23 protein-coding genes are annotated in these 21421 nt (G+C 62.8%); 11 read left to right on the plus strand and 12 right to left on the minus strand.

The window, feature by feature from the left end; translation table 11 throughout:
* Positions 1 to 45: 45 nt before the first annotated feature.
* Entirely contained in the window at positions 46 to 312 is a 267-nt protein-coding gene (locus ACO07J_RS09735) for a hypothetical protein (RefSeq protein ID WP_422028606.1), read from the minus strand.
* Positions 313 to 511: 199 nt separating this feature from the next.
* Here ACO07J_RS09735 and rpsB point away from each other — a divergent pair, with 199 nt between their 5' ends.
* Both rpsB and tsf read left to right on the plus strand, forming a co-directional pair.
* Positions 512 to 1396 (plus strand): 30S ribosomal protein S2, encoded by an 885-nt coding sequence (gene rpsB / locus ACO07J_RS09740; RefSeq protein ID WP_422028608.1) that lies wholly within the window; start codon positions 512 to 514, stop codon positions 1394 to 1396.
* A 76-nt stretch (positions 1397 to 1472) separates the two neighbouring features.
* Positions 1473 to 2351 carry a translation elongation factor Ts gene (tsf, locus tag ACO07J_RS09745; RefSeq protein WP_422028610.1) on the plus strand — a complete coding sequence of 293 codons (879 nt, stop codon included), beginning with the start codon at positions 1473 to 1475 and terminating at the stop codon, positions 2349 to 2351.
* Positions 2352 to 2730: 379 nt separating this feature from the next.
* Here the strand turns inward: tsf and ACO07J_RS09750 are convergent, their stop codons facing one another.
* Together ACO07J_RS09750 and aroQ are read right to left on the minus strand one after the other, a co-directional pair.
* On the minus strand, positions 2731 to 3486 hold the full coding sequence (locus tag ACO07J_RS09750; protein WP_422028612.1) for a LuxR family transcriptional regulator: 756 nt from the start codon (positions 3484 to 3486) through the stop codon (positions 2731 to 2733).
* Positions 3483 to 3926 carry a type II 3-dehydroquinate dehydratase gene (aroQ, locus tag ACO07J_RS09755; RefSeq protein ID WP_422028614.1) on the minus strand — a complete coding sequence of 148 codons (444 nt, stop codon included), beginning with the start codon at positions 3924 to 3926 and terminating at the stop codon, positions 3483 to 3485. The genes ACO07J_RS09750 and aroQ overlap by 4 nt, the downstream gene beginning before the upstream one ends.
* 363 nt (positions 3927 to 4289) lie before the next feature.
* Between aroQ and ACO07J_RS09760 the strand changes: the two genes are divergently transcribed.
* The 7 genes from ACO07J_RS09760 (at position 4290) to ACO07J_RS09790 (ending at position 9903) form a co-directional block, all read left to right on the plus strand.
* On the plus strand, positions 4290 to 4436 hold the full coding sequence (locus tag ACO07J_RS09760) for a hypothetical protein (protein WP_422028616.1): 147 nt from the start codon (positions 4290 to 4292) through the stop codon (positions 4434 to 4436).
* Positions 4429 to 4566 carry a hypothetical protein gene (locus ACO07J_RS09765; protein ID WP_422028618.1) on the plus strand — a complete coding sequence of 46 codons (138 nt, stop codon included), beginning with the start codon at positions 4429 to 4431 and terminating at the stop codon, positions 4564 to 4566. The genes ACO07J_RS09760 and ACO07J_RS09765 overlap by 8 nt, the downstream gene beginning before the upstream one ends.
* Positions 4566 to 5351 carry a hypothetical protein gene (locus tag ACO07J_RS09770; protein ID WP_422028620.1) on the plus strand — a complete coding sequence of 262 codons (786 nt, stop codon included), beginning with the start codon at positions 4566 to 4568 and terminating at the stop codon, positions 5349 to 5351. The genes ACO07J_RS09765 and ACO07J_RS09770 overlap by 1 nt, the downstream gene beginning before the upstream one ends.
* A 99-nt stretch (positions 5352 to 5450) precedes the next feature.
* Positions 5451 to 7040, plus strand: coding sequence for a hypothetical protein (locus ACO07J_RS09775; protein ID WP_422028622.1), 1590 nt, complete (start codon positions 5451 to 5453; stop codon positions 7038 to 7040).
* Complete coding sequence (locus ACO07J_RS09780; protein ID WP_422028623.1) at positions 7037 to 7597, plus strand: hypothetical protein; 561 nt, start codon at positions 7037 to 7039, stop codon at positions 7595 to 7597. The genes ACO07J_RS09775 and ACO07J_RS09780 overlap by 4 nt, the downstream gene beginning before the upstream one ends.
* Complete coding sequence (locus ACO07J_RS09785) at positions 7594 to 8301, plus strand: M15 family metallopeptidase (protein ID WP_422028625.1); 708 nt, start codon at positions 7594 to 7596, stop codon at positions 8299 to 8301. The genes ACO07J_RS09780 and ACO07J_RS09785 overlap by 4 nt, the downstream gene beginning before the upstream one ends.
* A 492-nt stretch (positions 8302 to 8793) precedes the next feature.
* Positions 8794 to 9903: a rolling circle replication-associated protein gene (locus tag ACO07J_RS09790; protein ID WP_422028627.1), complete on the plus strand. Its 1110-nt coding sequence runs from the start codon at positions 8794 to 8796 to the stop codon at positions 9901 to 9903.
* Positions 9904 to 10437: 534 nt separating this feature from the next.
* On the opposite strand, the gene ACO07J_RS09795 is transcribed toward ACO07J_RS09790, so the two are convergent.
* A complete protein-coding gene (locus ACO07J_RS09795; protein ID WP_422028629.1) occupies positions 10438 to 11355 on the minus strand; it encodes a LysR substrate-binding domain-containing protein in 918 nt (305 codons plus the stop codon).
* Between the two features lie 96 nt (positions 11356 to 11451).
* On the opposite strand from ACO07J_RS09795, the gene ACO07J_RS09800 reads away from it, so the two are divergent.
* Complete coding sequence (locus tag ACO07J_RS09800; protein ID WP_422028631.1) at positions 11452 to 12441, plus strand: ornithine cyclodeaminase family protein; 990 nt, start codon at positions 11452 to 11454, stop codon at positions 12439 to 12441.
* A gap of 46 nt (positions 12442 to 12487) precedes the next feature.
* Here the strand turns inward: ACO07J_RS09800 and ACO07J_RS09805 are convergent, their stop codons facing one another.
* On the minus strand, positions 12488 to 13711 hold the full coding sequence (locus ACO07J_RS09805; RefSeq protein ID WP_422028633.1) for an acyl-CoA dehydrogenase: 1224 nt from the start codon (positions 13709 to 13711) through the stop codon (positions 12488 to 12490).
* Between the two features lie 103 nt (positions 13712 to 13814).
* Here ACO07J_RS09805 and ACO07J_RS09810 point away from each other — a divergent pair, with 103 nt between their 5' ends.
* A complete protein-coding gene (locus ACO07J_RS09810; protein WP_422028635.1) occupies positions 13815 to 14726 on the plus strand; it encodes a LysR family transcriptional regulator in 912 nt (303 codons plus the stop codon).
* A 3-nt stretch (positions 14727 to 14729) separates the two neighbouring features.
* Here the strand turns inward: ACO07J_RS09810 and ACO07J_RS09815 are convergent, their stop codons facing one another.
* From ACO07J_RS09815 to ACO07J_RS09845, 7 genes are all read right to left on the minus strand, one after another.
* Positions 14730 to 14942: a hypothetical protein gene (locus ACO07J_RS09815; RefSeq protein ID WP_422028637.1), complete on the minus strand. Its 213-nt coding sequence runs from the start codon at positions 14940 to 14942 to the stop codon at positions 14730 to 14732.
* Between the two features lie 112 nt (positions 14943 to 15054).
* The gene (gene phoB / locus ACO07J_RS09820; RefSeq protein ID WP_300895477.1) at positions 15055 to 15744 is read right to left on the minus strand and encodes a phosphate regulon transcriptional regulator PhoB; all 690 of its coding nucleotides are present in this window, start codon (positions 15742 to 15744) and stop codon (positions 15055 to 15057) included.
* A 23-nt stretch (positions 15745 to 15767) separates the two neighbouring features.
* Complete coding sequence (gene phoU, locus ACO07J_RS09825; RefSeq protein ID WP_422028639.1) at positions 15768 to 16484, minus strand: phosphate signaling complex protein PhoU; 717 nt, start codon at positions 16482 to 16484, stop codon at positions 15768 to 15770.
* Between the two features lie 9 nt (positions 16485 to 16493).
* Positions 16494 to 17291, minus strand: a complete 798-nt coding sequence (gene pstB, locus ACO07J_RS09830; protein WP_422028641.1) for a phosphate ABC transporter ATP-binding protein PstB — start codon at positions 17289 to 17291, stop codon at positions 16494 to 16496.
* Positions 17292 to 17306: 15 nt separating this feature from the next.
* Positions 17307 to 18635 (minus strand): phosphate ABC transporter permease PstA, encoded by a 1329-nt coding sequence (gene pstA / locus ACO07J_RS09835; RefSeq protein ID WP_422028643.1) that lies wholly within the window; start codon positions 18633 to 18635, stop codon positions 17307 to 17309.
* Positions 18632 to 20104 (minus strand): phosphate ABC transporter permease subunit PstC, encoded by a 1473-nt coding sequence (pstC, locus tag ACO07J_RS09840; RefSeq protein WP_422028645.1) that lies wholly within the window; start codon positions 20102 to 20104, stop codon positions 18632 to 18634. The genes pstA and pstC overlap by 4 nt, the downstream gene beginning before the upstream one ends.
* A 93-nt stretch (positions 20105 to 20197) precedes the next feature.
* Complete coding sequence (locus tag ACO07J_RS09845) at positions 20198 to 21238, minus strand: substrate-binding domain-containing protein (RefSeq protein WP_422028647.1); 1041 nt, start codon at positions 21236 to 21238, stop codon at positions 20198 to 20200.
* Positions 21239 to 21421: the final 183 nt, after the last annotated feature.

Raw genomic sequence — 21421 nt, forward strand, 5'->3', positions numbered from 1 at the left:
GAAAGCGTTTCGAAATCTTTGGAAGATTTCGGGGCCGTGGGCGCTTCAGAGCAGGCCGGAGCGTTGCAGGCGCCAGCCGATCAGGGCCAGCGCGGCGATGGCGACGATGTAGCCCTTGGGCCCCAGCAGCACCCGCATCAGCCAGTTGAGCAGCACGAAGCCCAGCATGATGCCGGCGATCAGCAGGGATTTCTCGACCGAATGGCCGGCGAGGCGGATGATGATGAAGGTGGCGAGCGTCATCAGCGCGGCGGTCATCGGCATGATGCGCCTGAGATAGGCGAACTGTTCCTCTTCGGTGCGGCGGGGCATGGCGGTGTCTCCTCTGGCCGGAGCATAGCACGGATCGCAGCGGGGGGCTTGCGCCGGGGGGCTGCTGCGTTTATATGCGCGCCATTCAATCCCGCAGGCATGGGCGGGCTGACCGGGGGAGACATCCCCGGCGGTCCACCGGTTGAAGCATCCCGCTTCTCTCCCCGTGCCGAGGCGTAAACCGGAAAGGAAAAAGACCATGGCTCTTCCCGAGTTCAATCTGCGTCAGCTGTTGGAAGCCGGCGTTCACTTCGGCCACCAGACGCAACGCTGGAACCCCCGCATGGGCGAGTTCATCTATGGCGCGCGCAACGGCATCCACATCATCGACCTGACGCAGACCGTGCCGATGCTCGACGCGGCGCTGAACGTGATCCGCGAGACCGTCGCCAAGAACGGCCGGGTGCTGTTCGTGGGCACCAAGCGGCAGGCGAGCGCGCCCGTCGCCGAGGCGGCCGAGAAATGCGCGCAATACTACATGAACCACCGCTGGCTGGGCGGTACGCTGACCAACTGGCAGACGGTTTCCAAGTCGATTCAACGGCTTGCGCATATCGACGAGGTTCTGGGCGGTGGTGCCGAGGGCATGACCAAGAAGGAACGCCTGGGCATGGAGCGCGAGCAGGAGAAGCTGCAGGCGAGCCTTGGCGGCATCCGCGAGATGGGCGGCCTGCCGGACCTGCTGTTCGTCATCGACGTGAAGAAGGAAGCGCTGGCGATTGCCGAGGCGAAGAAGCTGGGCATCCCGGTGGTGGCCGTGGTCGATACCAACTGCTCGCCCGACGGGGTGGATTACATCATCCCCGGCAACGACGACGCCGCGCGGGCGATCTCGCTTTACTGCGACCTGGTTTCGCGCTCGGCGCTTGACGGCATGTCGGCGCAGATGGGCGCCGCCGGCGTCGATATCGGCGCCATGGAAGACGCCCCGGTCGAAGAGGCCGCCGCCGAATCGACCGGTGTCGAGACCGGCGCCGTGAGCGAAGAGACCGCGCATGACGATACCGTGGCCAAGGACGCGCCCTACGACCTCGAATCGGCCGAAGAGGTCAAGAAAGAGGCCGAGGAGAAGGCCGAAAGCTGAGCCGCTTTCACGAAACTGACACGGGCGGCGGGGTAGTCCGCCGCCACACGATCCTGAAGATTTGAGGAGAGCCGAGATGGCGATCACTGCTGCGATGGTGAAGGAACTGCGCGATACGACGGGCGCAGGCATGATGGACGCGAAAAAGGCGCTGACCGAGAATGATGGCGACATGAATGCCGCCGTCGACTGGCTGCGCACCAAGGGGCTGGCCAAGGCCGCCAAGAAATCGGGCCGGACCGCGGCCGAGGGTCTCGTGGCCGTTCAGGTCGAGGGTGGCCGGGGCGTGGCTGTCGAGGTGAACTCGGAAACCGATTTCGTCGCCAAGAACGCCGACTTCCAGAAGATGGTGTCGGACATCGCCGGCGTCGCGCTTGGCGTGTCGGACATCGAGGCGCTGAAGGCGGCCGACCTGGGCGGCAAGAGCGTCAACGACGTGATCACCGACAAGGTGGCCACGATCGGCGAGAACATGTCGGTGCGCCGGATGGCCAAGATCGAGGGGCAGTCGGTTGTCTCGTACATCCACAACGCCGCGGCCGATGGCATGGGCAAGATCGGCGTGCTGGTCGCGCTCAACGGCGGTGACGAGGCGTTTGGCCGGCAGGTCGCGATGCATATCGCCGCCACCAACCCGGCCGCGCTGAACGAGGCGTCGCTGGATGCCGAGATCGTCGAGAAGGAACGCCAGATCCAGATCGACATCGCCCGCGAATCCGGCAAGCCGGAGCAGGTGATCGAGAAGATGATCGAGGGCCGGATGCGCAAGTTCATGGCCGAGGTCACGCTTCTGGGCCAGGCCTTCGTGATCAACCCCGACCTGACCGTCGCGCAGGCGGCCAAGGAAGCCGGCGCCGAGATCGCCGGGTACGTGCGCCTGGAAGTGGGCGAGGGGATCGAGAAGAAGGACGAGGATTTCGCCGCCGAGGTCGCCAAGACCGCGGCCGGTGGCTGAGCCGTCCGATCCGAAAAAAACCGTTTGATCAGGGCGCCTTGGGGCGCCCTTTTCATGTGAGTTGCGCGGCCGGACCATCAAAAGCGGCGCGGCTCCTTGAAAAAGGAACCGCGCCGCCATGACCCCGCCGCCGCTATCTTGGGGATGAATGACGGAAGGTAAGCGCCGGCTGGACGCCCGAACAAAAAAGCGCCACAGCCGGCATCCGGCGCACTGCCGGGAGACCGAAGAGCCCTGAAATCGCAAGGGATTTCCGATCTCGCGTTCCAGGCTTTAAGCCACCACTCACGGAACGGTGACAGAATGCGACGTTACGTTGCGTCAGGAAAGTACGGGATTCCTTACCATCCGGTAAAAATCAGTATCCCACCGTACAATTCTAGCGTTCGACCACGAAAATCTGGTTCTGGAACGCGGCCTTGAGCACCGCCTGGGCCGTAGTCTCGACGCTGAGCGCCTTGCGCGCAAGGCGCAGGTGCTTTTCCACCGTGGGCGGTGTGAGCCCCATGAGCAGTGCGATATCCTGCACCGTCTTGCCGTCACCGACCCATTCCAGCACCTCGCGCTGGCGGTCGGTCAGGGCACGGGCCGGGCCGGTATAGGGCAGGGTCATGATGCGCAGGTGGGTGAGGTTGTTGAGCAGCAGGATGTCTTCGCCATGTTCGGCCCAGACCTCGTCGACCTCGGCCTGGGTCATGCCGGCGCGGGCGGTGAGCGCGATGGCGCCCTTGGCGCGGGTCGAGACCGACTTGAAGCTGATCGAGTAGCCGGCGACCACGTCCATCGAGCGGTTGAACTCGACCACCTTGCGCTCTTCCTCGGTCAGGGCGCCGATCTCGATCATGTCCTGCAGGAGCGACCAGGAGCGCGCGCCGTCGTTTTCCAGCGCCCAGCGGACCATGGGAGCGTTGAAATAGAGGCCCTGGCCGATGAAACGGTCGGTATAGGCGGTGTCGTGGTTGCTGAGCAGGACGAAATCGTCGGGATCGCCGAGGGAATGGCGCGTGAGGTAGCGGGTGAAGCCGTAGATCAGCCGGTCGAACCCATAGCGGTGCATGTGGCGGGTGTGCATGTCCCAGAGGAGCTCGATGCTGGGCGCCGTGATCAGCGCGTTCAGCTCCTCCGCCGGGATCACTTTCGCGCCTCGAGGTGTCGGGCCATGGCGTCGATGGCCAGCTCGTATCCGGCCGGGCCGAAGCCGCAGATCACGCCCACGGCAACGCGGGCGATATAGGAGGTGTGGCGGAAGGACTCGCGCGCATGGACGTTGGAGAGGTGCAGCTCGATGGCGGGCAGCTCGACCGAGCTGATCGCGTCCATCAGGGCGATGGAGGTGTGGGTATAGGCGCCGGCGTTGAGGATGAGGCCGTCATGCACGCCGCGGGCGGCATGGATCGCGTCGATCAGCGCGCCCTCGGAATTGCTTTGCATGAAGTCGAGGCCGAGCCCCATGTCCCGGGCCTTGGCGCGGCAGGTTGCCTCGATCTCGGCCAGCGTGGTGGCGCCATAGACCTCCGGCTGGCGCTGACCCAGCAGGTTGAGGTTGGGACCGTTGAGAACGAGGATCGAAGTCATTGATTATGCGCCCTTATTGCGGGCATTTAAATCGGAAGATGCAGAAACTGTCGAGTGCTCACGTGCAGGCGGTGGCACGAGGCGCGGCAGGTGTGGCGAAGTTGCCCGGTGCGGGGATGTTCGGGGCTGTGGAGAGATGGGCGGAGGGGACATGGAATGCGGTGGTGGAGATGGTGACAGAGTTGAGCTTTGGCGGGTAAGTGGTTGGGGTGATTGCAGGAATTATGTATGTCGGATAATCTTTTTTTAACATAATATATATTATGCGCCTTACGTGGTCCAAAAATGAACCACTGGCTGATTTTGGTCCAGAAAACGCGTTGTGGTTGTATCCACAACGTATAGTTGAAAAGGACAAAAGCCATGCAAAAGAAGCACATAAGCGAGTGTCTTAAGGCACTTGGCGTGTTGTTTAACCATGAAATCATCACGCTTGATGATTATGTGGCGTATCTCAAAAAGGCCCGGCAAGCTCCGGAAGCCGCCCCGCAGGGAGGAAAAAATGCTTGAGAGCTTGAAGTTACAGGCCGTTCTTATGGTGCTGCGTAAGATGATTCCCGTAATCCTCGGTGCAGTCGGCGGTTTCGTCGCTGCGAATTATCCCGAGGTATTCGGGGCGTTCTGCACGGGCGGCATGTAATGGCGTTCCCGTGGGGTTCCGTGATCAGTGCCGTTGGTGGCCTGCTTGGCGGCGACAACGGCGCGAAAAAGATCGCGGGCGCGCAATATTACTTGGCGAAAAGGCAAGCGGAAAAGGGTATCCAGATTCGGGTCGCCGATGCGTTGGCCGCCGGTATTAATCCGGTAACGGCGATTGCCGGTGCCGGGGCGCCGAATGTGCAGGCGAACATCGGGAGTATCCCGCCGCTATCCTCGACACAGTTTGTCGCCGATGCGCTCGGCGACGTGGCTGATAGCTGGTTTAATCGCGAGGCCATTGCCCAAGAGCAAGAGGTTGAGCGGCTTAGGCTGGAACAAGCCAAGGAACAGCTAAAATACTGGCGGGACAGAAATGACCGCCGCCCTCCCCCGCCGGAAAAGTCGTTCGGGTTTTCGATCCCTCATGTGGTGGAGGAAACGCGGCAAACGCTCGGCGCTCCGCAACTGCGGCCGCAGGCGCGGCCTACGTTGGGTAGCGCGGGGAAAATGCCGGTGTTTTTGCCTGACGGGCAACCGGCGTCAATCCCGCGGCGAACGGGCGAGCGGCTGCAAATGAAGCCGTGGGATGCCATGACGGCAGGCGATTATTCCGAACTGGTTGGCGAAGGGCGCGGCGAGGCAGAGGCCGTGTTGGCTGTGGATAGCATAGGCGATGCGCAAGGTGTGCCGCTGTTTAGTCGGCCGCCCAAGGATAGCTTCTTGGGCAAGTTGTTTGAACGGCGCAAGTCGCGCCCGTTCAATCCTTGGACCGGGTTTGAGGATTAAGCCGAAAAAATGCGCGGCATGCGCTCGTAGGCGGCGCGCGCTGCGAAAGGCCGCACGGAAACTCGTGCGGAAACTCCGTCGCAACAGAAAGGGAAAGCGATGAAACTAACGGAAACGATTTCAGCGTTGCCGATTGAGGCGGAAGCGTCTCAAAGGTCGGATGTTCTGCGCTGTATTACCAGCGGGCGCGCGGGCGAGTGCTTGCCCCTCGCGTATGTGCCAATGCTGCGCGAAGATCGGGCCAATGGGCGTGTGCGTATCCGGGTGGAAATGGAGGAGACAGTGTTCCCGCTGCTTAATGCGGTGAACGTTACAGCGATGGCGCACTTTGTGCCGTATCTGGCCTTTGAGCGCTTTAACGGGCTGGAACACCTTAACCGCTCCTACAAAGGCGAGCCGGAAGTGGACGCGTCGGTAACTCCGTTTATCGAGGATATGGATTACGACGTGCTGCATGAAATCAACTATACGATGGGGATTCATGCCCGCACGGGGTCCAAGATCAACAGTGCGGTGGTTGAGGCGTATAATACGCTGTGGAATTTCCGTGCGCGGGCGCGGTCTACGAAAATCGCCCAGCGGGGTAAGCTGGATACGGATTTGGCTCCGGCGTTTTGGCGGAATCCGGGCATGTCTCATATTGTGCCGGACTTTGATCAGGCGATGATTGACGGCGAGGTCGCGTTGCAGGTCGTCAATCCGAAGCTGCCTGTGAAATCAGAGACAAGGCGGCTGTCGCCGGACAATAACCATCAGATGCCGTCGATTGTAGACGCAGACGATAACGCGGTGCCGGGTGATGCAAACGGCTTCCGCGATTGGGGCGAGCGTATTTTTGCGGAAATGAGCGCGGATGGTCTGGTCGTGTCGCTCGCAAATATCGAGCTTGCGAAAAAAACGGCAGCGTTTGCGGCGCTGCGGAAGCAGTATGCAGGGGTTGAGGAAGATTACCTTATTGACCTGCTTATGTCAGGGTATCGGATTCCTGACCTGCAAATGAGCCAGCCCATTTTGCTTGATCGTCGTTCGACGATTGTTGGTTATTCGCAAAGGTGGGCGACGGATGGCGCGAACCTTGATCAGTCCGTTACGCGGGGCGAGACTTATATTGATCTGCGTATGCGGACTCCGCCGATGAATACAGGCGGTATTATCCTGATCACGATGGAAATCGTGCCTGAGCAACTATTCGAGCGTCAACAGGACTGGTTCCTGAACAACGCGCCGAATTTCGCGCCGACTGTGGACGATTTCCCGGAGTTTGTCCGCGATTATCTCGACCCGGAAAAGGTCGATGTGGTCCCGAATAGCCATGTTGATGTTGAGCATACCGACCCGACAGGGACGTTTGGCTATGCGCCGCTCAACCATGTGTGGAAGCGCAACATCCCGCGCGTGGGTGGCAAGTTTATGCGCCAAGTTGGCGATCCGTTCGTGGAGGACCGTCAGCGGATTTGGGGTGTCGAGACAATCGACCCGGCGCTGGTGGAGGATTTCTATGTGGTGAACAATCTCCACCATAACGTGTTTGCGGACACAAACGCGGACCCGTTTGAAATCACGACGCTGGGTAACGTCGATATCGTTGGGAACACGGTATTCGGCAAGCGTCTGGAAGAGGATACCGGCGATTATGACGTGATTGATAGCCAGGTCGATAAATCGCGGATCGAGCAAGAGGAAGAATGACGATGAGGACGTTTGAAATCAAAAACCCGGCGGATTGGACGCATGTCCTCGCCGGGGAGGTGCTGGAAATGGCAAATCCGGCGGGTGTGCGTCGTGCGCGGCTGTCGATTAACACGACAGAAAAAGTCGCGGTGTTCATGGCGAATAATCCCGACATGAAAGATCCGATTTTGGTCGGGGCGTCGGATGGCATGTTTGACGTGGTGTTTACGGCGAAGGGTATGGCGTATGTGCAAATTAAGTCGCCGAAGGGCGCGATTGTGTTCGTTAAGCATCATACGCGTGATCAACTGCATAAGCAGGTTAATACGGAGCGGTTTACCAACGTCGAGCAATTCCGGCGCCGTGCGACCGAACAGGATCGCATGGTGCATCTGATCAAGCTGAATGAGCAAAAGCGCGATAAGATGCTGGCGAAAGATCGCGCTGAACTACGCGCGGAAATCGCGCGGCTGAAGGAAGTGCAGAAGCCGCCGGAGGTTGTAGAGCGGGACCCGGCGCCGCAGCCGGACCAAGCGCCCGAGCCGGACCCGGCGGAAGGCGGTGGCGAGGAATGATGCAACATATTCGCCGGATCATACAACGTTTTATTCGGCGTGGCATGGCGACGGCAGGGGGTGAAACCCCTGCCCTAGCCTCCCGTTTCGTTCCGAAGCGTTTGCCTGCGTCGTATCAGCAAGCCGCGAAAGCGATGGTGGATTTCGCGGAGTTGAAAACGCAATATTATCGCGACCGTGTAATCCGGTGCAGCCGTGAGGGCGCGCACCCGGATATTATCGACTTCGAGCAACAGTTTCGCAAGGCGTTGGCGGCGCGCGGGTATCCGTTCTATGCGTTTGAGTTCTATCGCTCGGATGAAAGGCAGGATCAGCTATACCGTCAAGGCGTCACGAAAGCGCAGCACGGGCAAAGCCCTCATAATTGGGGCTGCGCGGTTGATATAATTCATTTGCGAAAGCTCTGGGACTTGAGCGAAAAAGAGTGGGCCATAATTGGCGCGCTCGGAAAAGAGGTCGCCAGAAAGCGCAATATCAAAATTACATGGGGCGGTGATTGGGACTTTTATGATCCCGCCCATTGGGAGTTGCGCGATTGGCGAAGTTATCGGGATGCGTGGCATGCGCTTGGCGATGTGCCGGAAAAGCCGCTGAAAGGCGACTTTGAGCGCATGCGCGATTACATCTGGCCGAAAAGGGCCGATCGTCGCGCCGTGCGGGCGGAAAAGACCGCGCGGCGCCTTAAGGAAAATGAATGGAGGTAAGAGCATGGACTGGGAAAAGGCAGTGCGAGAATACCGTTTGAAGCGGTATCGGGGGCAGCGTCCGAAGAAAGTCGGCGGCGGAAGCCCTAACGCATTAATGAAGCTTTTGAATATTGAGCGTCACGCTGAGCCGGTTTCCCCAATTGAGCTACATAAGCGGACGCAAAAGCGCGTGCGGACGATCCAACGCCGCTGAACCACGACACTTGTCGTAAGAGAAAAACCCCCGCGCGGCCTCTGCGCGGGCGGTAGCCTCCTGCCGGAATGGAATTCCTATGTAATGGAATTCCGGCAGGAGGCGGGCAACACCTTCTTGTTGAGATATGCATTTAGTGACAGGATGCGAGGGACCGGAGAAAATGCGAGGTGAAAATGTTTCAGAATTTGACCTGGCGAGGGCTGGCGATCATATTCGTCTTTGGTGTGTTGATCGTCGGGCCGTATGCCTGCTCGTGAGCGAATGGTCGGGCGATGTGTAGGCGCCCGAACCAGTTGGACGACGGGACGCTCGTAGCCTGTCGCGATTGTTGGCAATGCAAGAAAAACCGGGTTAATGATCTTGTAGGCCGGTGCATTGCCGAAAGCAGGGCGCAAAATGTGGTGCAGACGGTGGCGGTTACGCTGACGTACTGCGGTGACAGCCCAAATTGCGCCCTGCTGATTTATAAAGACTTTCAAGATTTCATGAAGCGCCTGCGGGCAGGCGGCTTCAATGTTCGCTACATTGTTGTTGGCGAATACGGGTCAAAGAATGGTCGCGCTCACTGGCATGCGATCTTGTTCTTTCGTGGTAAGCCGTTGAAAGTCGTTGATACCCCCGATGAGCGCGGTCCGTGGGATATTATATTCCCTCGGTTTAAGGATGATGATTGGGCGCGCATCCAGTGGGCGCCATGGTCGAAAAAGAAAGCGTTTCGGGGGTTTGCGTATTTTCAGGAGCCGGATTACGGCGCGATGGAATACGTATTGAAGTATGTCACGAAAGATATAGGCGGCGAGGTTAGCCAATATCATTTGGCGATGAGTAAGTATCCGCCGCTCGGGGATGAGTTCTTCATAACCGACTTGGCGAATAGGTATATTCGGCAAAGCCTCTCTCCGCAGAATCCGGAATATTCGTTCCGTGATATTTTTGCGTCCGATGGGAAGCGGCGCAAGTTCTGGCTGCAAGGCCGGATGCGGGAAATATTCTGTGAGTACTTCATATGGGCTTATCGTTCGGCGAAGGGCCGGGAATATCCGTTCACGGAATTTCTGGAGCTGACCGAGGATAAGCAGATAGCGAAACACCGGCTGTTCGCCATGACAGACGATGAATGGCAGGCGATGCTGTCGGACCCCCTCTTTAAAAGAGGTCGTGGGGTGCGACCGCCGGACGTTGAGCAAGAGGTGCCGCCGCCCAGCGATGGGCAATACCTGATGATTGGTGAAAATCGAATGGTGGTTAGGCGGACCGATGGAAGAATAGATGTAGTCGAAGGAGAAGAAGCATGGCGCGTCGAAAACGTCGATCAAATGGCCGTATTACTCCGAGAAATCGGCGTAAGCAGACGATTGGGGGAGGAAATTACAAATCGGCTCGGCGGCGAACGTCAAGCGTGACGGGCGGCTTGCCGCCACCGCCGCCGGGCGTAATGGCCAGCTATTCATATAGGTCTCGAAATCTATCGAGCAGACGGCGCGCGCAAAGGCGCGCGCAACTGGCCGCGTCTGCGGCCTACTCAATGGCCCGTGAGCGGAACCGCTTAGCGGGCCGCTCGCGGGCTTCAACGGCTGCGACAGAAAAAAACCAGCTAACTATGACACGCGGTAAATATGCGGCGGCATGGTCTGTCGGTCGAGGGCAGGACACCCGTCCTTCATCCCAGATGCGCCCCACCTGTAAGGAAAGACCGGACAATAGAAGCCGCTCGCGTGGTGCTGGTGTGGCACGGCGAAAATTTGTGCCGTGGTGTGATAGAAAATGACTACTATATGATTGACACCCCACTAAATATGGTAAAGGGTGGGGTGTACCAAAAAGGCCAAGGGCGCGGTTAGCTCAACTTATTGGAGTTAACAGTTTATATATTATGCGCCAAATGGATGCGCGGTTGTGATGCGGGTATGAACGCGGCGTTTCCCGCGTCGCCCGGTTCAGCCATCCGCCCCTTCCGTGTCCCGCAACCTCTGAGCGGTGGCCGCGGCCTCGCGCCGGAGCCAGCGAAGGACGCGCTTCAGTGCCGGGCGGCGGGCCTGGCGTGCCGGGAATGTGAGCCAGTATGCCTCGCCACAGCTTACCGCCACCGGGAACGGCGTGACGAGCTGGCCGTTGGAGATTTCATCCTGCACCAGCGCGCGGAACATCAGCGCGACGCCCTGACCGGCAATGGCCGCCTGCCGGAGCGCGCCCGTGTCGCTGATCTGCTGGCTGCACGGGGTGACGCCGGCGAGCGACTGGCGTGCGAACCATGCGGCCCAGTCTTCGGTGCGGAACTCGTGGAAGAGCTCGCAGCGGAGGAGCGATGCGGGGTCGTCGGGGTCGATGCGGGCTTGGGCGTAGTCCGGGCTGCAGACCGGGATCAGCTCGCCCGTCAGCAACGGTTCGGCCACGATGCCCGGCCGCTCGGGCCGCAGGCTCCAGTTGAGGCCGATGTCGATGTTGTCGACGTCGAAATCCGGCGGGCTGTAGGCATGGGTCAGCCGGATGTCGAGATCGGGATTGTCGCGCAGGAATCCCAGCAAGCGCGGCGTGAACCACGCGGCGGACAGGAACGGCGCGACGGAGATGTGCAGGACGGGATCGGCCGTGGCGTTGCGGGCGGCGGCGATGCCGCGGTCGATCTGCGCCAGCCCGTGGGAGATTTCGTGGTGGAGCGCCCTGCCCTCGTCGGTCAGCGTGCAATGCCGGGTGGTGCGGTCGAAGAGCCGGCATTCGAGGTCGCGCTCGAGCGCGGCGACATGGCGGCTGACTGCCGACTGGCTGATCCGCAATTCGGCGGCGGCGCGGGAGAAGCCGCCGTGTCGGCCGACGGCGGCGAAGGCGCGCAGGGTGCTCATGGAGTAGCGGGACATATATGATCTGCCGTCATTAATGATGTCACTGAATATATTTGTCCGACTCGGCCGGATTGTGAAGGCTGAACTTCGGATGAAGAACGGAGACCAGTGATGACGGAGCGAAAGAGTGCCGCGGAGATCCGCAAGGGCGAGCAGCGGGTCATGATCCTGAGCGAGGCGGACGTGGAGCGGTTCATCGCGCCGCGCGCCCTGCTGGACGGGCTGCGCGAGGGGTTCCGGCAGGTGGCCCGGGGAGAGGTGCAGTTGCCGCCGCGGCCGGAGATCAGCGTGCCCGGCAAGGGGTTCATGCTGTCGATGCCGGCCTGGCGTGCCGGCGGGCCGATGATGGTGAAGATGGTGAACGTGTTCGAGGGAAACCTCGAGCTGGACCTGCCCAATCACCTGGCCACGATCGTGCTGTTCGACGAGGCCACGGGGGCGACCCGCTGCATCATGGACGGCACCTATATCACCGGTGTGCGCACGGCGGCGAGCGCGGTGGTCTCGGTGGAGGTTCTGGCGCGCGAGGACGCCCGTGTCGCGACAATTGTGGGGGCCGGCGTTCAGGGGCGCGAGCACCTGGGGCTGTTGCCGCTGGTGCGCGATTTCGACAGGATCTACGTGACCTCGCTGGAGCACGAGGACGCGGTGCGCCTTGCCGCCACCTGCCCCGTCGCCGAGGCGGTCGAGGATGTCGAGGGCGCCGTGCGGGCGTCGGACGTGGTGTGCCTTGCGAGCCATTCCTATGCGCCGGTGATCGACAGTGGCTGGGTGCGGGAGGGCACGCATGTCTCGTCGGTGGGCTATGCGCCGCCGCAGGGGGAATTGCCGGTCGAGCTGATCCGCCGCGGCCGGCTGTTCGTGGAGGACCGGTGTGCGTTCGAGCCCGTTCCGGTGGGCTGTGCCGAGCTTGCGGGGCTGAACCCGGATCGTGGCACGGTGCTGGGAGAGGCGCTGTTGCGGTCGGACCGGCCGCGGCGCGATCCGCGGGAGATCACGGTGTACAAGGCGATGGGCATCGCCATGGAGGATCTTGTCGCCGCGCGGCTTGCCTATGACGGGGCCGTGGCGGCGGGGCACGGGACGGCCGCCGTGTTCTGAGCCCCTGCCCCCGCCCGGGCGGCGGGGGCGCGGTTTGCAGCCTCGATCAGAAAAACGCCTGCAGCCCGGTCTGCGCCCGGCCGAGGATCAGGGCGTGGACGTCATGCGTGCCCTCGTAGGTGTTGACCGTTTCGAGGTTGAGGGCGTGGCGGATGACGTGGAATTCGCCGGAGATGCCGTTGCCGCCATGCATGTCGCGGGCTTGCCGCGCGATCTCGAGCGCCTTGCCGCAATTGTTGCGCTTGATGAGCGAGATCATCTCGGGCGCGGCGCTGGCTTCGTCCATCAGGCGGCCGACGCGGAGGGCGGCCTGCAGGCCGAGGGTGATCTCGGTCTGCATGTCGGCGAGTTTCTTCTGGAAGAGCTGGGTGTTGGCCAGCGGGCGGCCGAACTGGTGCCGGTCGAGCCCGTATTGGCGGGCGGTGTGCCAGCAGAATTCGGCGGCGCCCATGACGCCCCAGGCGATGCCGTAGCGGGCGCGGTTGAGGCAGCCGAAGGGCCCTTTCAGGCCTTCGACATTGGGCAGGAGCGCGTCCTCCCCTACCTCGACGCCGTCCATGACGATCTCGCCGGTGACAGAGGCGCGGAGCGAGAGTTTCTTCTCGATTTTCGGTGCGGAGAGCCCCTTCGCCCCCTTGTCGAGGACGAAGCCGCGGATCTTGCCGTCATGCGCCTCGGACTTGGCCCAGACCACGAAGACATCGGCGATGGGGCTGTTGGAGATCCACATTTTCGAGCCGGTGAGCTTGTAGCCGCCATCGGTTTTCACCGCGCGGGTCTTCATGCCCGCCGGGTCGGAGCCGGCATCGGGTTCGGTGAGGCCGAAGCAGCCGATGAGCTCGCCCGAGGCGAGGCCGGGGAGGTATTTCTGGCGCTGTTCCTCGGTGCCGTAGGCGTAGATCGGGTACATGACGAGGCTGGATTGCACCGACATCATCGAGCGGTAGCCGCTGTCGACGCGTTCGATCTCGCGGGCGACGAGGCCGTAGCTGACATAGCCCGCGCCGATGCCGCCGTATTCCTCGGGAATGGTGGTGCCCAGCAGGCCCATCTGGCCCATTTCGCGGAAGATGCCGGGATCGACGGTTTCCTTTTCGAAGGCCTCCATGACGCGGGGTTGGAGGACCTCCTGGGCGAAGGAACGGCCGCTTTCGGCGATCATGCGCTCGTCTTCCTCGAGCTGCTTGGCGAGGTAGAAAGGGTCTTCCCAGTCGAAGCTGGAAAGGTTGGGTTTGTCCTTGGCGCGGATCTTGGGGGCGTCGAGGCTCATGGCGGTCTCCTTATGCGCGTTCGTCAACTTAATTGTAATGTATCGCGGGTTCGGGGTAGAAAACAGCGAGAATTCCGCATCAATCCATGAGGGAATCGCATATATGCCCCCTGCCCCGCGCCGTTTCCTGCCCTCGACCGCCGCGCTGCGCGCGCTGGAGGCGGTGGACCGGCTGGGCAGTGTCACGGCGGCGGCGGAGGACCTGAACCTGACGCAGGGCGCCGTGAGCCGGCAGGTTCAGACGCTGGAGGAGCAGCTGGGTGTGCCGCTGGTGATCCGGCGGGGGCGCCGGGTGGTGCTGACGCCGGAGGCGGCGCATTACGCGGCGGATATTCGCGGGGCGTTGCAGAAGATCACGCAGGCGTCGCTCCGGCTGACGGTGAACCCGACGGGGGGCAGCCTGGATTTGGCGATTTTGCCGACCTTCGGGATGCGCTGGCTGGTGCCGCGGCTGGCGGATTTCGCGCGGCGGCATCCGGAGGTGACGATCAACCTGACGACGCGGTTGAGGCCATTCAACTTTGCCTCGGAACCCTTTGATGCGGCGATACATTTCGGCAATGCGGATTGGCCCGGGACGGCGGCGATGAAGTTGAGGCCGGAGGCGGTGGTGGCGGTCTGTGCGCCGGGGTTGCTGGAGGGGGCCTATCCGGAGCGGGCGGCGGACCTGCTGCGCCTGCCGCTTCTGCATATCGAGACGCGGCCCGAGGCGTGGGCGGCGTGGTTTGCCGAGCACGGCGTCGAGGGGGCGCAGGTGACGGGGCAGATCTATGACCAGTTTTCCACGATCACGCAGGCGGCGCTGCATGGGCTGGGGGTGGCGCTGTTGCCGGATTACCTTGCAGAACAGGACCTTGCGACGGGACGTTTATGCAAGGCCTGGGGCGGGCCCACGCCTTCGCCCGGGGCGTATCACCTGGTCTGGCCGGTGGAGAAGTCGCGCGACCGGGCGCTGCTGAAGTTTCGCGACTGGCTGGCGACGCAGACCGAGGATGACGAACGGCTGCCGCGGTGAGGATTACGCGATGGAGCGGGTCACGCGCCGGCGGGCGGCGTCGGTGGTATGGACCCGCCCTGCCCTTGCGTCTGCCTGCCCGCGTTCGACGGAGGCGATGAACGCCCGTTCCTCGGCACGGCAGTGTGCGAGGGCGTCGTTGCCCAAGGGGCGCTCGTCCAGGCCCGCCTTGCTCTCGGAATGGGTATGGAAGGTGACGGGGGCGCGGTCGGGCATGGCAGTTCTCTACGAGTTGGATGTGTACATTGTAGAGTGGTGTTCCGGGCTCGGCAAAGGAGCGAAATCTTGAAAAGATTTCTGTCCGAATTCTTTTAAAGAATTCGGGGGGTTAGCCGAGGGCGTAGCCGGCGCCGCGGACGGTGCGGAGGGGGTCCTGGCCGCCGTGCTGGCAGAGCGCCTTGCGCAGGCGGCCGATATGGACGTCGACGGTGCGGGTGTCGACGTAGATATCCCGGCCCCAGACGCGGTCGAGGAGTTGTTCGCGGCTCCAGACCCGGCCGGGCTTTTCCATGAAGGTGGAGAGCAGGCGGAACTCGGTCGGGCCCAGCTTGAGCTGGTTGCCGTCGCGGGTGACGCGGTGGGTCTCGCTGTCGAGCAGGATATCCTCGTATTCCAGCCGCTCGCCCACCGTCGAGGGCCGGGTGCGGCGCAGTTGCGCGCGCACGCGGGCCATCAGCTCGATCACCGAATAGGGTTTGACCACGTAATCGTCGGCGCCGGTTTCCAGCCCCCTGACCCGGTCGACCTCTTCCGAGCGGGCGGAGATCATGATGATCGGCACGCCGCGGGTGGAGGCGCGGGTTTTCAATTGGCGGCAGACCTCGATGCCGGAGACGTTGGGCAGCATCCAGTCGAGCAGGATGATGTCCGGCGCGGCCTCGTCGACGAGCATCAGCGCCTCCTCGCCGTTCTCGGCCTTGGTCACGGCGAAGCCGTCGGCCTCGAGGTTGTAGGCCAGCACTTCGCGCTGTGCGGGTTCGTCTTCGACAAGAAGGACGCTGGGTTGTTCAGAGGCCATTTTTCAAAGTCCTGCTTACTGCGTCATGCCGGGGCGACGCCGGGGTCGGTCGAGGTCCGGTCGCTTTTGGGGCGCTTGTCCTCGGGGATCTCGCCGGTGACGAGGTAGATCACCTGTTCGGCGATGTTGGTGGCGTGGTCGCCCATCCGCTCGGTGTTCTTGGCGATGAAATGCAGGTGCATGCAGGCGGTGATGTTGCGCGGGTCTTCCATCATGAAGGTGAGGAATTCGCGGAAGAGGGCGTTGTACATCTGGTCGACATCCTCGTCGCGGTGCATGACCTCGCGGGCGGTGCCGGCGTCGCGCTGGACGAAGGCGTCGAGCACGTCCTTGAGCATGCGCTCGACCTCTTTCGCCATGCGGCGGATCGAGGCGGTGGCGCCGTGGATCTGGCCCATCTGGCTGAGCACCGTGGTGCGCTTGGCCATGTTCTTGGCGTAGTCGCCGATGCGTTCGAGGTTGGAGGCGATCTTCATCACCGAGAGGATCACGCGCAGGTCGACCGCCGCCGGCTGGCGGACGGCGATGATGCGGGCGGCTTCCTCGTTGATCTGCTCTTCCAGCTCGTCGATGGCGCGGTCGGCCTTGCGGACCTGTTCGGCCAGCTCCTCGTCGCGGGTTTCGAGCGAGGTGGCGGCCTTGAGGATGGCATCCTCGACCAGGCCGCCCATCTTCATGATGTGCGCCTGGATCGTTTCGAGATCCCGGTCGAAGGCCGAGGCGATATGTGTGTCGGTCATGTCTGCTCCTTACCCGATACGGCCGGTGATGTAGCTTTCGGTCCGCTCGTCCTTGGGGTTGGTGAAGATCTGGCCGGTTTCGCCGAATTCTACCAGATTTCCGAGGTGGAAGAAGGCGGTCTTCTGGCTGACGCGGGCGGCCTGTTGCATCGAGTGGGTGACGATGATGACCGAGTAGTTGGTGCGCAGCTCGTCGATCAGCTCCTCGACCTGGGAGGTGGCGATGGGGTCGAGGGCGGAACAGGGTTCGTCCATCAGCAGCACTTCCGGCTCGGTCGCGACGGCGCGGGCGATGCAGAGGCGCTGTTGCTGGCCGCCGGAGAGGCCGGTGCCGGGGGCGTGGAGCCTGTCCTTCACCTCGTTCCAGATGGCGCCGCGGCGGAGCGATTTCTCGACGATCTCGTCAAGCTCGGCCTTGTTCTTGGCCAGCCCGTGGATGCGGGGGCCGTAGGCGATGTTGTCATAGATCGACTTGGGGAACGGGTTGGGTTTCTGGAACACCATGCCCACCTTGGCGCGCAGTTGCACCGGGTCGACCTTCTTGTCGTAGATGTCCTGCCCGTCGAGCAGGATGTCGCCCTCGACGCGGCAGACGTCGATCGTGTCGTTCATCCGGTTCAGGCAGCGCAGGAAGGTGGATTTGCCGCAGCCCGAGGGGCCGATGAAGGCCGTGACGGTCTTGTCCTCGATGTCGACGTCCACGTCCTTGATGGCGTGGGTGTCGCCGTAATAGACCTGCACCTTTCGGGCGGAGAACTTGGTTTCGTTCTTGGTCACGGTTCTCTCCGTATTGGGGGTGTCATACATGAGGTCTGTCCTTGATTACCAGCGGCGCTCGAAACGGCGGCGCAGAATGATGGCGAGGATGTTCATCGACAGCAGGAAGACCAGCAGCACGATGATACCGCCCCAGGCCTTTTCGTAGAAGGCCACGTCGGCGCGGGCGGCCCAGGTGTAGATCTGGGCGGGCATGGCCGAGTTCGGATCGGTGAAGCCGGCGACGATGCCGTCGGGGTAGCCGCGGGCGACGAAGCCCACCATGCCGATCAGCAGGAGCGGCGCGGTCTCGCCGAGCGCCTGGGCCAGGCCGATGATGGTGCCGGTGAGGATGCCGGGCATGGCGAGCGGCAGGACGTGGTGGAAGACCGCCTGCATCTTGGAGGCGCCGACGCCGAGGGCCGCGTCGCGGATGGACGGCGGGACCGCCTTGAGCGAGGCGCGGGTGGAGATGATGATGGTGGGCAGGGTCATCAGGGTGAGCACCAGCCCGCCCACAAGCGGGGCGGATTGCGGCAGGTGCATGAACTGGATGAAGACGGCGAGCCCGAGGATGCCGAAGACGATGGACGGCACGGCGGCGAGGTTGGAGATGTTCACCTCGATCAGGTCGGTGAAGCGGTTCTGGGGGGCGAATTCCTCGAGGTAGATGGAGGCCGCGACGCCGATGGGCAGCGACAGCACCAGAACCACCAGCATCATGAAGAACGAGCCCACGACCGAGGCGCCGATCCCTGCCCCGCCGGGGTTGTCGACGCCGGAATCGGCGCCGGTGATGAAGGTCCAGTTGAAGGCCGAGCGCATGATGCCGGCGTCGTGGAGCGCATCGACGATGTCGAGGTCGGTCTTCATCAGGAAGCGGCTGTCCTGCATCCCTTCGCGGGTGACGCGGCCGTTGAAATAGCCGTCGACGCGGGAGGAGGCGGCGAGTTCGAAGCGGACGGGCTCGCCCAGCATGTTGGAGTTGCCCTGGTAGTATTCGCGGATCGTGCCGCCGGTCTTGCCCAGCAGGCGTTCGATGGCGTCGGCGTCGAAATCGACCTCGAGGCCGCGCTCTTGCAACTGGGCTTCGAGCTTGGAAATGAACAGGTCCTGGTAGGCCTTGGTCTTGAAGAGCTCGCTTTCGGCGGCCTCGTACTCGGCCTGGGTGATGGTGAACTCGACGTCGACCACGGTCTTGGTGAAGGCCGGGATGCCGGAGCGGATGATGGTAAAGGCGAGCACCACGAGGAAGAAGAGCCCGATGCCGATGGCGATCATGCCGTAGGCCTGGAAGCGCTTCTCGGAGGCGTTGCGGCGTTTGGTGCGGGCGTCGCGGGCGGTGAGCGAGCTGCTCTTGCCCGGGCCGTTGCCGTTCAGGGTCGCATCGGTCATTCGTATTGCTCCCGGTATTTGCGCACGATGTAGAGCGCGAAGATGTTGAGGCAGAGCGTGATCACGAAGAGCGTCATGCCGAGGGCGAAGGCGACGAGCGCCTCGGGAGAGGCGAAGTCGGCGTCACCGGTGAGCTGGCTGACGATCTTGGCGGTCACGGTGGTCATCGCCTCGAAGGGGTTGAGCGAGAGCCGGGCCGCGGCCCCTGCCCCGAGCACCACGATCATGGTCTCGCCGATGGCGCGGGAGGCCGCCAAAAGGATGGCGCCGACGATGCCCGGCAGGGCGGCGGGAAGGACGACCTGCTTGATGGTTTCGGACTTGGTGGCGCCGAGGCCGTAGGAGCCGTCGCGCATGGCCTGCGGGACCGAGTTGATGATGTCGTCGGAGAGCGAGGAGACGAAGGGGATGAGCATGATGCCCATGACCAGCCCCGCCGTCATCACCGCCGTGCCCGATTGCATCCAGTCGAGCCCGTTGTCGCCGAAGAGTTTCAGGAGCAGCGGCCCGACCGTCAGCAGCGCGAAGAGGCCGTAGACGATTGTGGGGATGCCGGCCAGCACCTCGAGCATCGGCTTGGCGAAGGCGCGGATGCGGGGGCTGGCGTATTCGGAGAGGTAGATCGCGGCGAAGAGGCCGATGGGCACGGCCACCGCGAGGGCCACGATGGAGATGTAGAACGTGCCCCAGAGGAGCGGCAGGACGCCGAGATCGGAGCTGCCGCCGCGGCCCGAGAAGCTGGGCGCCCAGTTGGTGCCGAGGAAGAAATCGGCCGCCGGGTAGAGGCGGAAGAACTCGATGGTGTTGAAGACCAGCGACAGGACGATGCCGATGGTGGTGAGGATGGCGATGGAGGCGGCGCCGACGAGGATGGCGCGGACGCTGTGTTCGACCACGTTGCGGGCGCGGAACTCGGACTTGCTTTCGCGGAGACCGTAGAGGAAGCCCAGCACGGCGAGGATCAGCACCGCGATGGTCATGATCAGGTTGCCGGTGTCGTTCATGATCCGGTACCGCTGGGCCGCGCGGAGGATCGGCTGGGTCACTTCGGAGGTGACGATGGAGCCCGCGTCGCGCAGGCGCTGGGTGACGTCGGTGAAGTCGGCGCGGAGGTTGCGGGCCTCGGCATCGGTCATCAGGCCCTGGGCCACGGCGGCGTCGAGCCCGTCGGCGGCGCGGCGCACCTCGGCCATCACCAGCCCGAGCGAGGAGCCTTCCTTGACCGATGCGTCGGGGATCATGCCGGAGATGGTGTTGCCCACGTAGATGGGCTGGATCAGCAGCCATGCCACCACCAGCAGAGCCGCCGGCACGATGGCCTTGATGGCCACGTTGGAGCCGTAATAGGACGGCAGCGAGTGCAGCTTGCGGTTGTCGCCCCCGGCGCTGGCGAGCGCGCGCTGCCGGCCAAGAACGTAGCCCGCCACCGCGATCGCGAGCACGATCAAGATGAGCCAGAGTAAAGGCATGTGCCCCCCATCCCCTTGGTTTGTGAAAAATGTCCTAAAAGGCGTGGCGGGGGCGGCGAAACCTGCCGCCCCCCGTGATCAGGCGGGGCCTGATTACATGCTTTCGCTCATGGTCGTTTCGTTCTCGACCTTGGACTGGGTGTCGGCCAGTTCCGGATCGGCCACGAGGCCGTAGTTGGAAAGCGGGCCGCCCGGGCCTGCGATCTCGTCGGCGACGAAGAACTGGGCGTATTCCTTGAGGCCGGGGATCACGCCGATATGGGCTTTCTTGACGTAGAAGAACAGCGGGCGCGAGACCGGGTATTCGCCGGCGGCGATCGACTCGGTCGTGGGCTCGACGCCGCCCATGGTGGCGACCTTCAGCTTGTCGGTGTTGTTCTCGTAGAACGCGAGGCCGAAGACGCCGATGCCGTTGGTGTTGGCGTCGATGCGGGCCAGGGTCTCGGTGTAGTCGCCGTCGATATCGACCGACTTGCCGTCGGTGCGCACGTCGAGGCAGGCATCCTCGGCGTCGTCCTCGTTCATGCCGCCATCCATCATGGCCTGCATGGCGCCGGTGGCTTCGCAGCCTTCCAGCAGCACCTTGTCTTCGAAGACTTCACGGGTGCCGTGCTTGGTGCCGGGGATGAACATGGCGATCTCGGCATCGGGCAGGTCGCTGTTGAAGTCGGACCAGTTGGTGTGGGGGTTGGTGACCACTTCGCCGTCGACCATCACCTTGGCGCCGATGGCGTTGAAGATGTCGGAGGGCTCGAACGCGGTGAACTCGGGGCCCGACTGCTGGCTGGCGAAGACGATGCCGTCATAGCCGATGCGGACTTCGATGATGTCGGTGACGCCGTTGTCGGCGCAGGCCTTGATCTCTTTTTCGCGGATGGCGCGCGAGGCGTTGGCCACGTCGATGGTGTTCTCGCCCACGCCTTCGCAGAAGCGCTTGAGGCCGGCCGACGAGCCGCCCGATTCGACGACCGGGGTCGGGAAGTCGGTGTTCTCGCCGAACAGCTCGGCCACGATCGAGGCGTAGGGCAGCACGGTCGAGGACCCGGCGACCTGCACGTTGTCACGTGCGGCGGCGGCGGTTGCGGAAACGGCAGCGATCGCCAGCGAGGAGGCGGTCAGTTTCACAAAGGACATGGATAGCTCCTGATTTCGGGTTGCGGGGCCTCAACAGCAGATGGCCCTTGGCCGTTCTGCTAGTCCCCGGCGACGACGCTTTTGTTACAGGGATGTAACGGTTTTATGACAGCGCGGGTGTTGTCGGGGAAAATCGGCGTTTTGACGCGGGGTCGGCCGCCCCCGAGGCCGTGGCGGGCGGTG

This window comes from Roseovarius sp., from assembly GCF_965228755.1.
Lineage (GTDB): Bacteria > Pseudomonadota > Alphaproteobacteria > Rhodobacterales > Rhodobacteraceae > Roseovarius.

Excerpts from the sequence above, each read along its gene's own strand:
- ACO07J_RS09735 (WP_422028606.1), bottom strand. The coding sequence starts at position 312 with ATGCCCCGCCGCACCGAAGAGGAACAGTTCGCCTATCTCAGGCGCATC.
- rpsB (WP_422028608.1), top strand. The coding sequence starts at position 512 with ATGGCTCTTCCCGAGTTCAATCTGCGTCAGCTGTTGGAAGCCGGCGTT.
- tsf (WP_422028610.1), top strand. The coding sequence starts at position 1,473 with ATGGCGATCACTGCTGCGATGGTGAAGGAACTGCGCGATACGACGGGC.
- aroQ (WP_422028614.1), bottom strand. The coding sequence starts at position 3,926 with ATGACTTCGATCCTCGTTCTCAACGGTCCCAACCTCAACCTGCTGGGT.
- ACO07J_RS09760 (WP_422028616.1), top strand. The coding sequence starts at position 4,290 with ATGCAAAAGAAGCACATAAGCGAGTGTCTTAAGGCACTTGGCGTGTTG.
- ACO07J_RS09765 (WP_422028618.1), top strand. The coding sequence starts at position 4,429 with ATGCTTGAGAGCTTGAAGTTACAGGCCGTTCTTATGGTGCTGCGTAAG.
- ACO07J_RS09770 (WP_422028620.1), top strand. The coding sequence starts at position 4,566 with ATGGCGTTCCCGTGGGGTTCCGTGATCAGTGCCGTTGGTGGCCTGCTT.
- ACO07J_RS09775 (WP_422028622.1), top strand. The coding sequence starts at position 5,451 with ATGAAACTAACGGAAACGATTTCAGCGTTGCCGATTGAGGCGGAAGCG.
- ACO07J_RS09780 (WP_422028623.1), top strand. The coding sequence starts at position 7,037 with ATGACGATGAGGACGTTTGAAATCAAAAACCCGGCGGATTGGACGCAT.
- ACO07J_RS09785 (WP_422028625.1), top strand. The coding sequence starts at position 7,594 with ATGATGCAACATATTCGCCGGATCATACAACGTTTTATTCGGCGTGGC.
- ACO07J_RS09795 (WP_422028629.1), bottom strand. The coding sequence starts at position 11,355 with ATGTCCCGCTACTCCATGAGCACCCTGCGCGCCTTCGCCGCCGTCGGC.
- ACO07J_RS09800 (WP_422028631.1), top strand. The coding sequence starts at position 11,452 with ATGACGGAGCGAAAGAGTGCCGCGGAGATCCGCAAGGGCGAGCAGCGG.
- ACO07J_RS09805 (WP_422028633.1), bottom strand. The coding sequence starts at position 13,711 with ATGAGCCTCGACGCCCCCAAGATCCGCGCCAAGGACAAACCCAACCTT.
- ACO07J_RS09810 (WP_422028635.1), top strand. The coding sequence starts at position 13,815 with ATGCCCCCTGCCCCGCGCCGTTTCCTGCCCTCGACCGCCGCGCTGCGC.
- ACO07J_RS09815 (WP_422028637.1), bottom strand. The coding sequence starts at position 14,942 with ATGCCCGACCGCGCCCCCGTCACCTTCCATACCCATTCCGAGAGCAAG.
- phoB (WP_300895477.1), bottom strand. The coding sequence starts at position 15,744 with ATGGCCTCTGAACAACCCAGCGTCCTTCTTGTCGAAGACGAACCCGCA.
- phoU (WP_422028639.1), bottom strand. The coding sequence starts at position 16,484 with ATGACCGACACACATATCGCCTCGGCCTTCGACCGGGATCTCGAAACG.
- pstB (WP_422028641.1), bottom strand. The coding sequence starts at position 17,291 with ATGTATGACACCCCCAATACGGAGAGAACCGTGACCAAGAACGAAACC.
- pstA (WP_422028643.1), bottom strand. The coding sequence starts at position 18,635 with ATGACCGATGCGACCCTGAACGGCAACGGCCCGGGCAAGAGCAGCTCG.
- pstC (WP_422028645.1), bottom strand. The coding sequence starts at position 20,104 with ATGCCTTTACTCTGGCTCATCTTGATCGTGCTCGCGATCGCGGTGGCG.
- ACO07J_RS09845 (WP_422028647.1), bottom strand. The coding sequence starts at position 21,238 with ATGTCCTTTGTGAAACTGACCGCCTCCTCGCTGGCGATCGCTGCCGTT.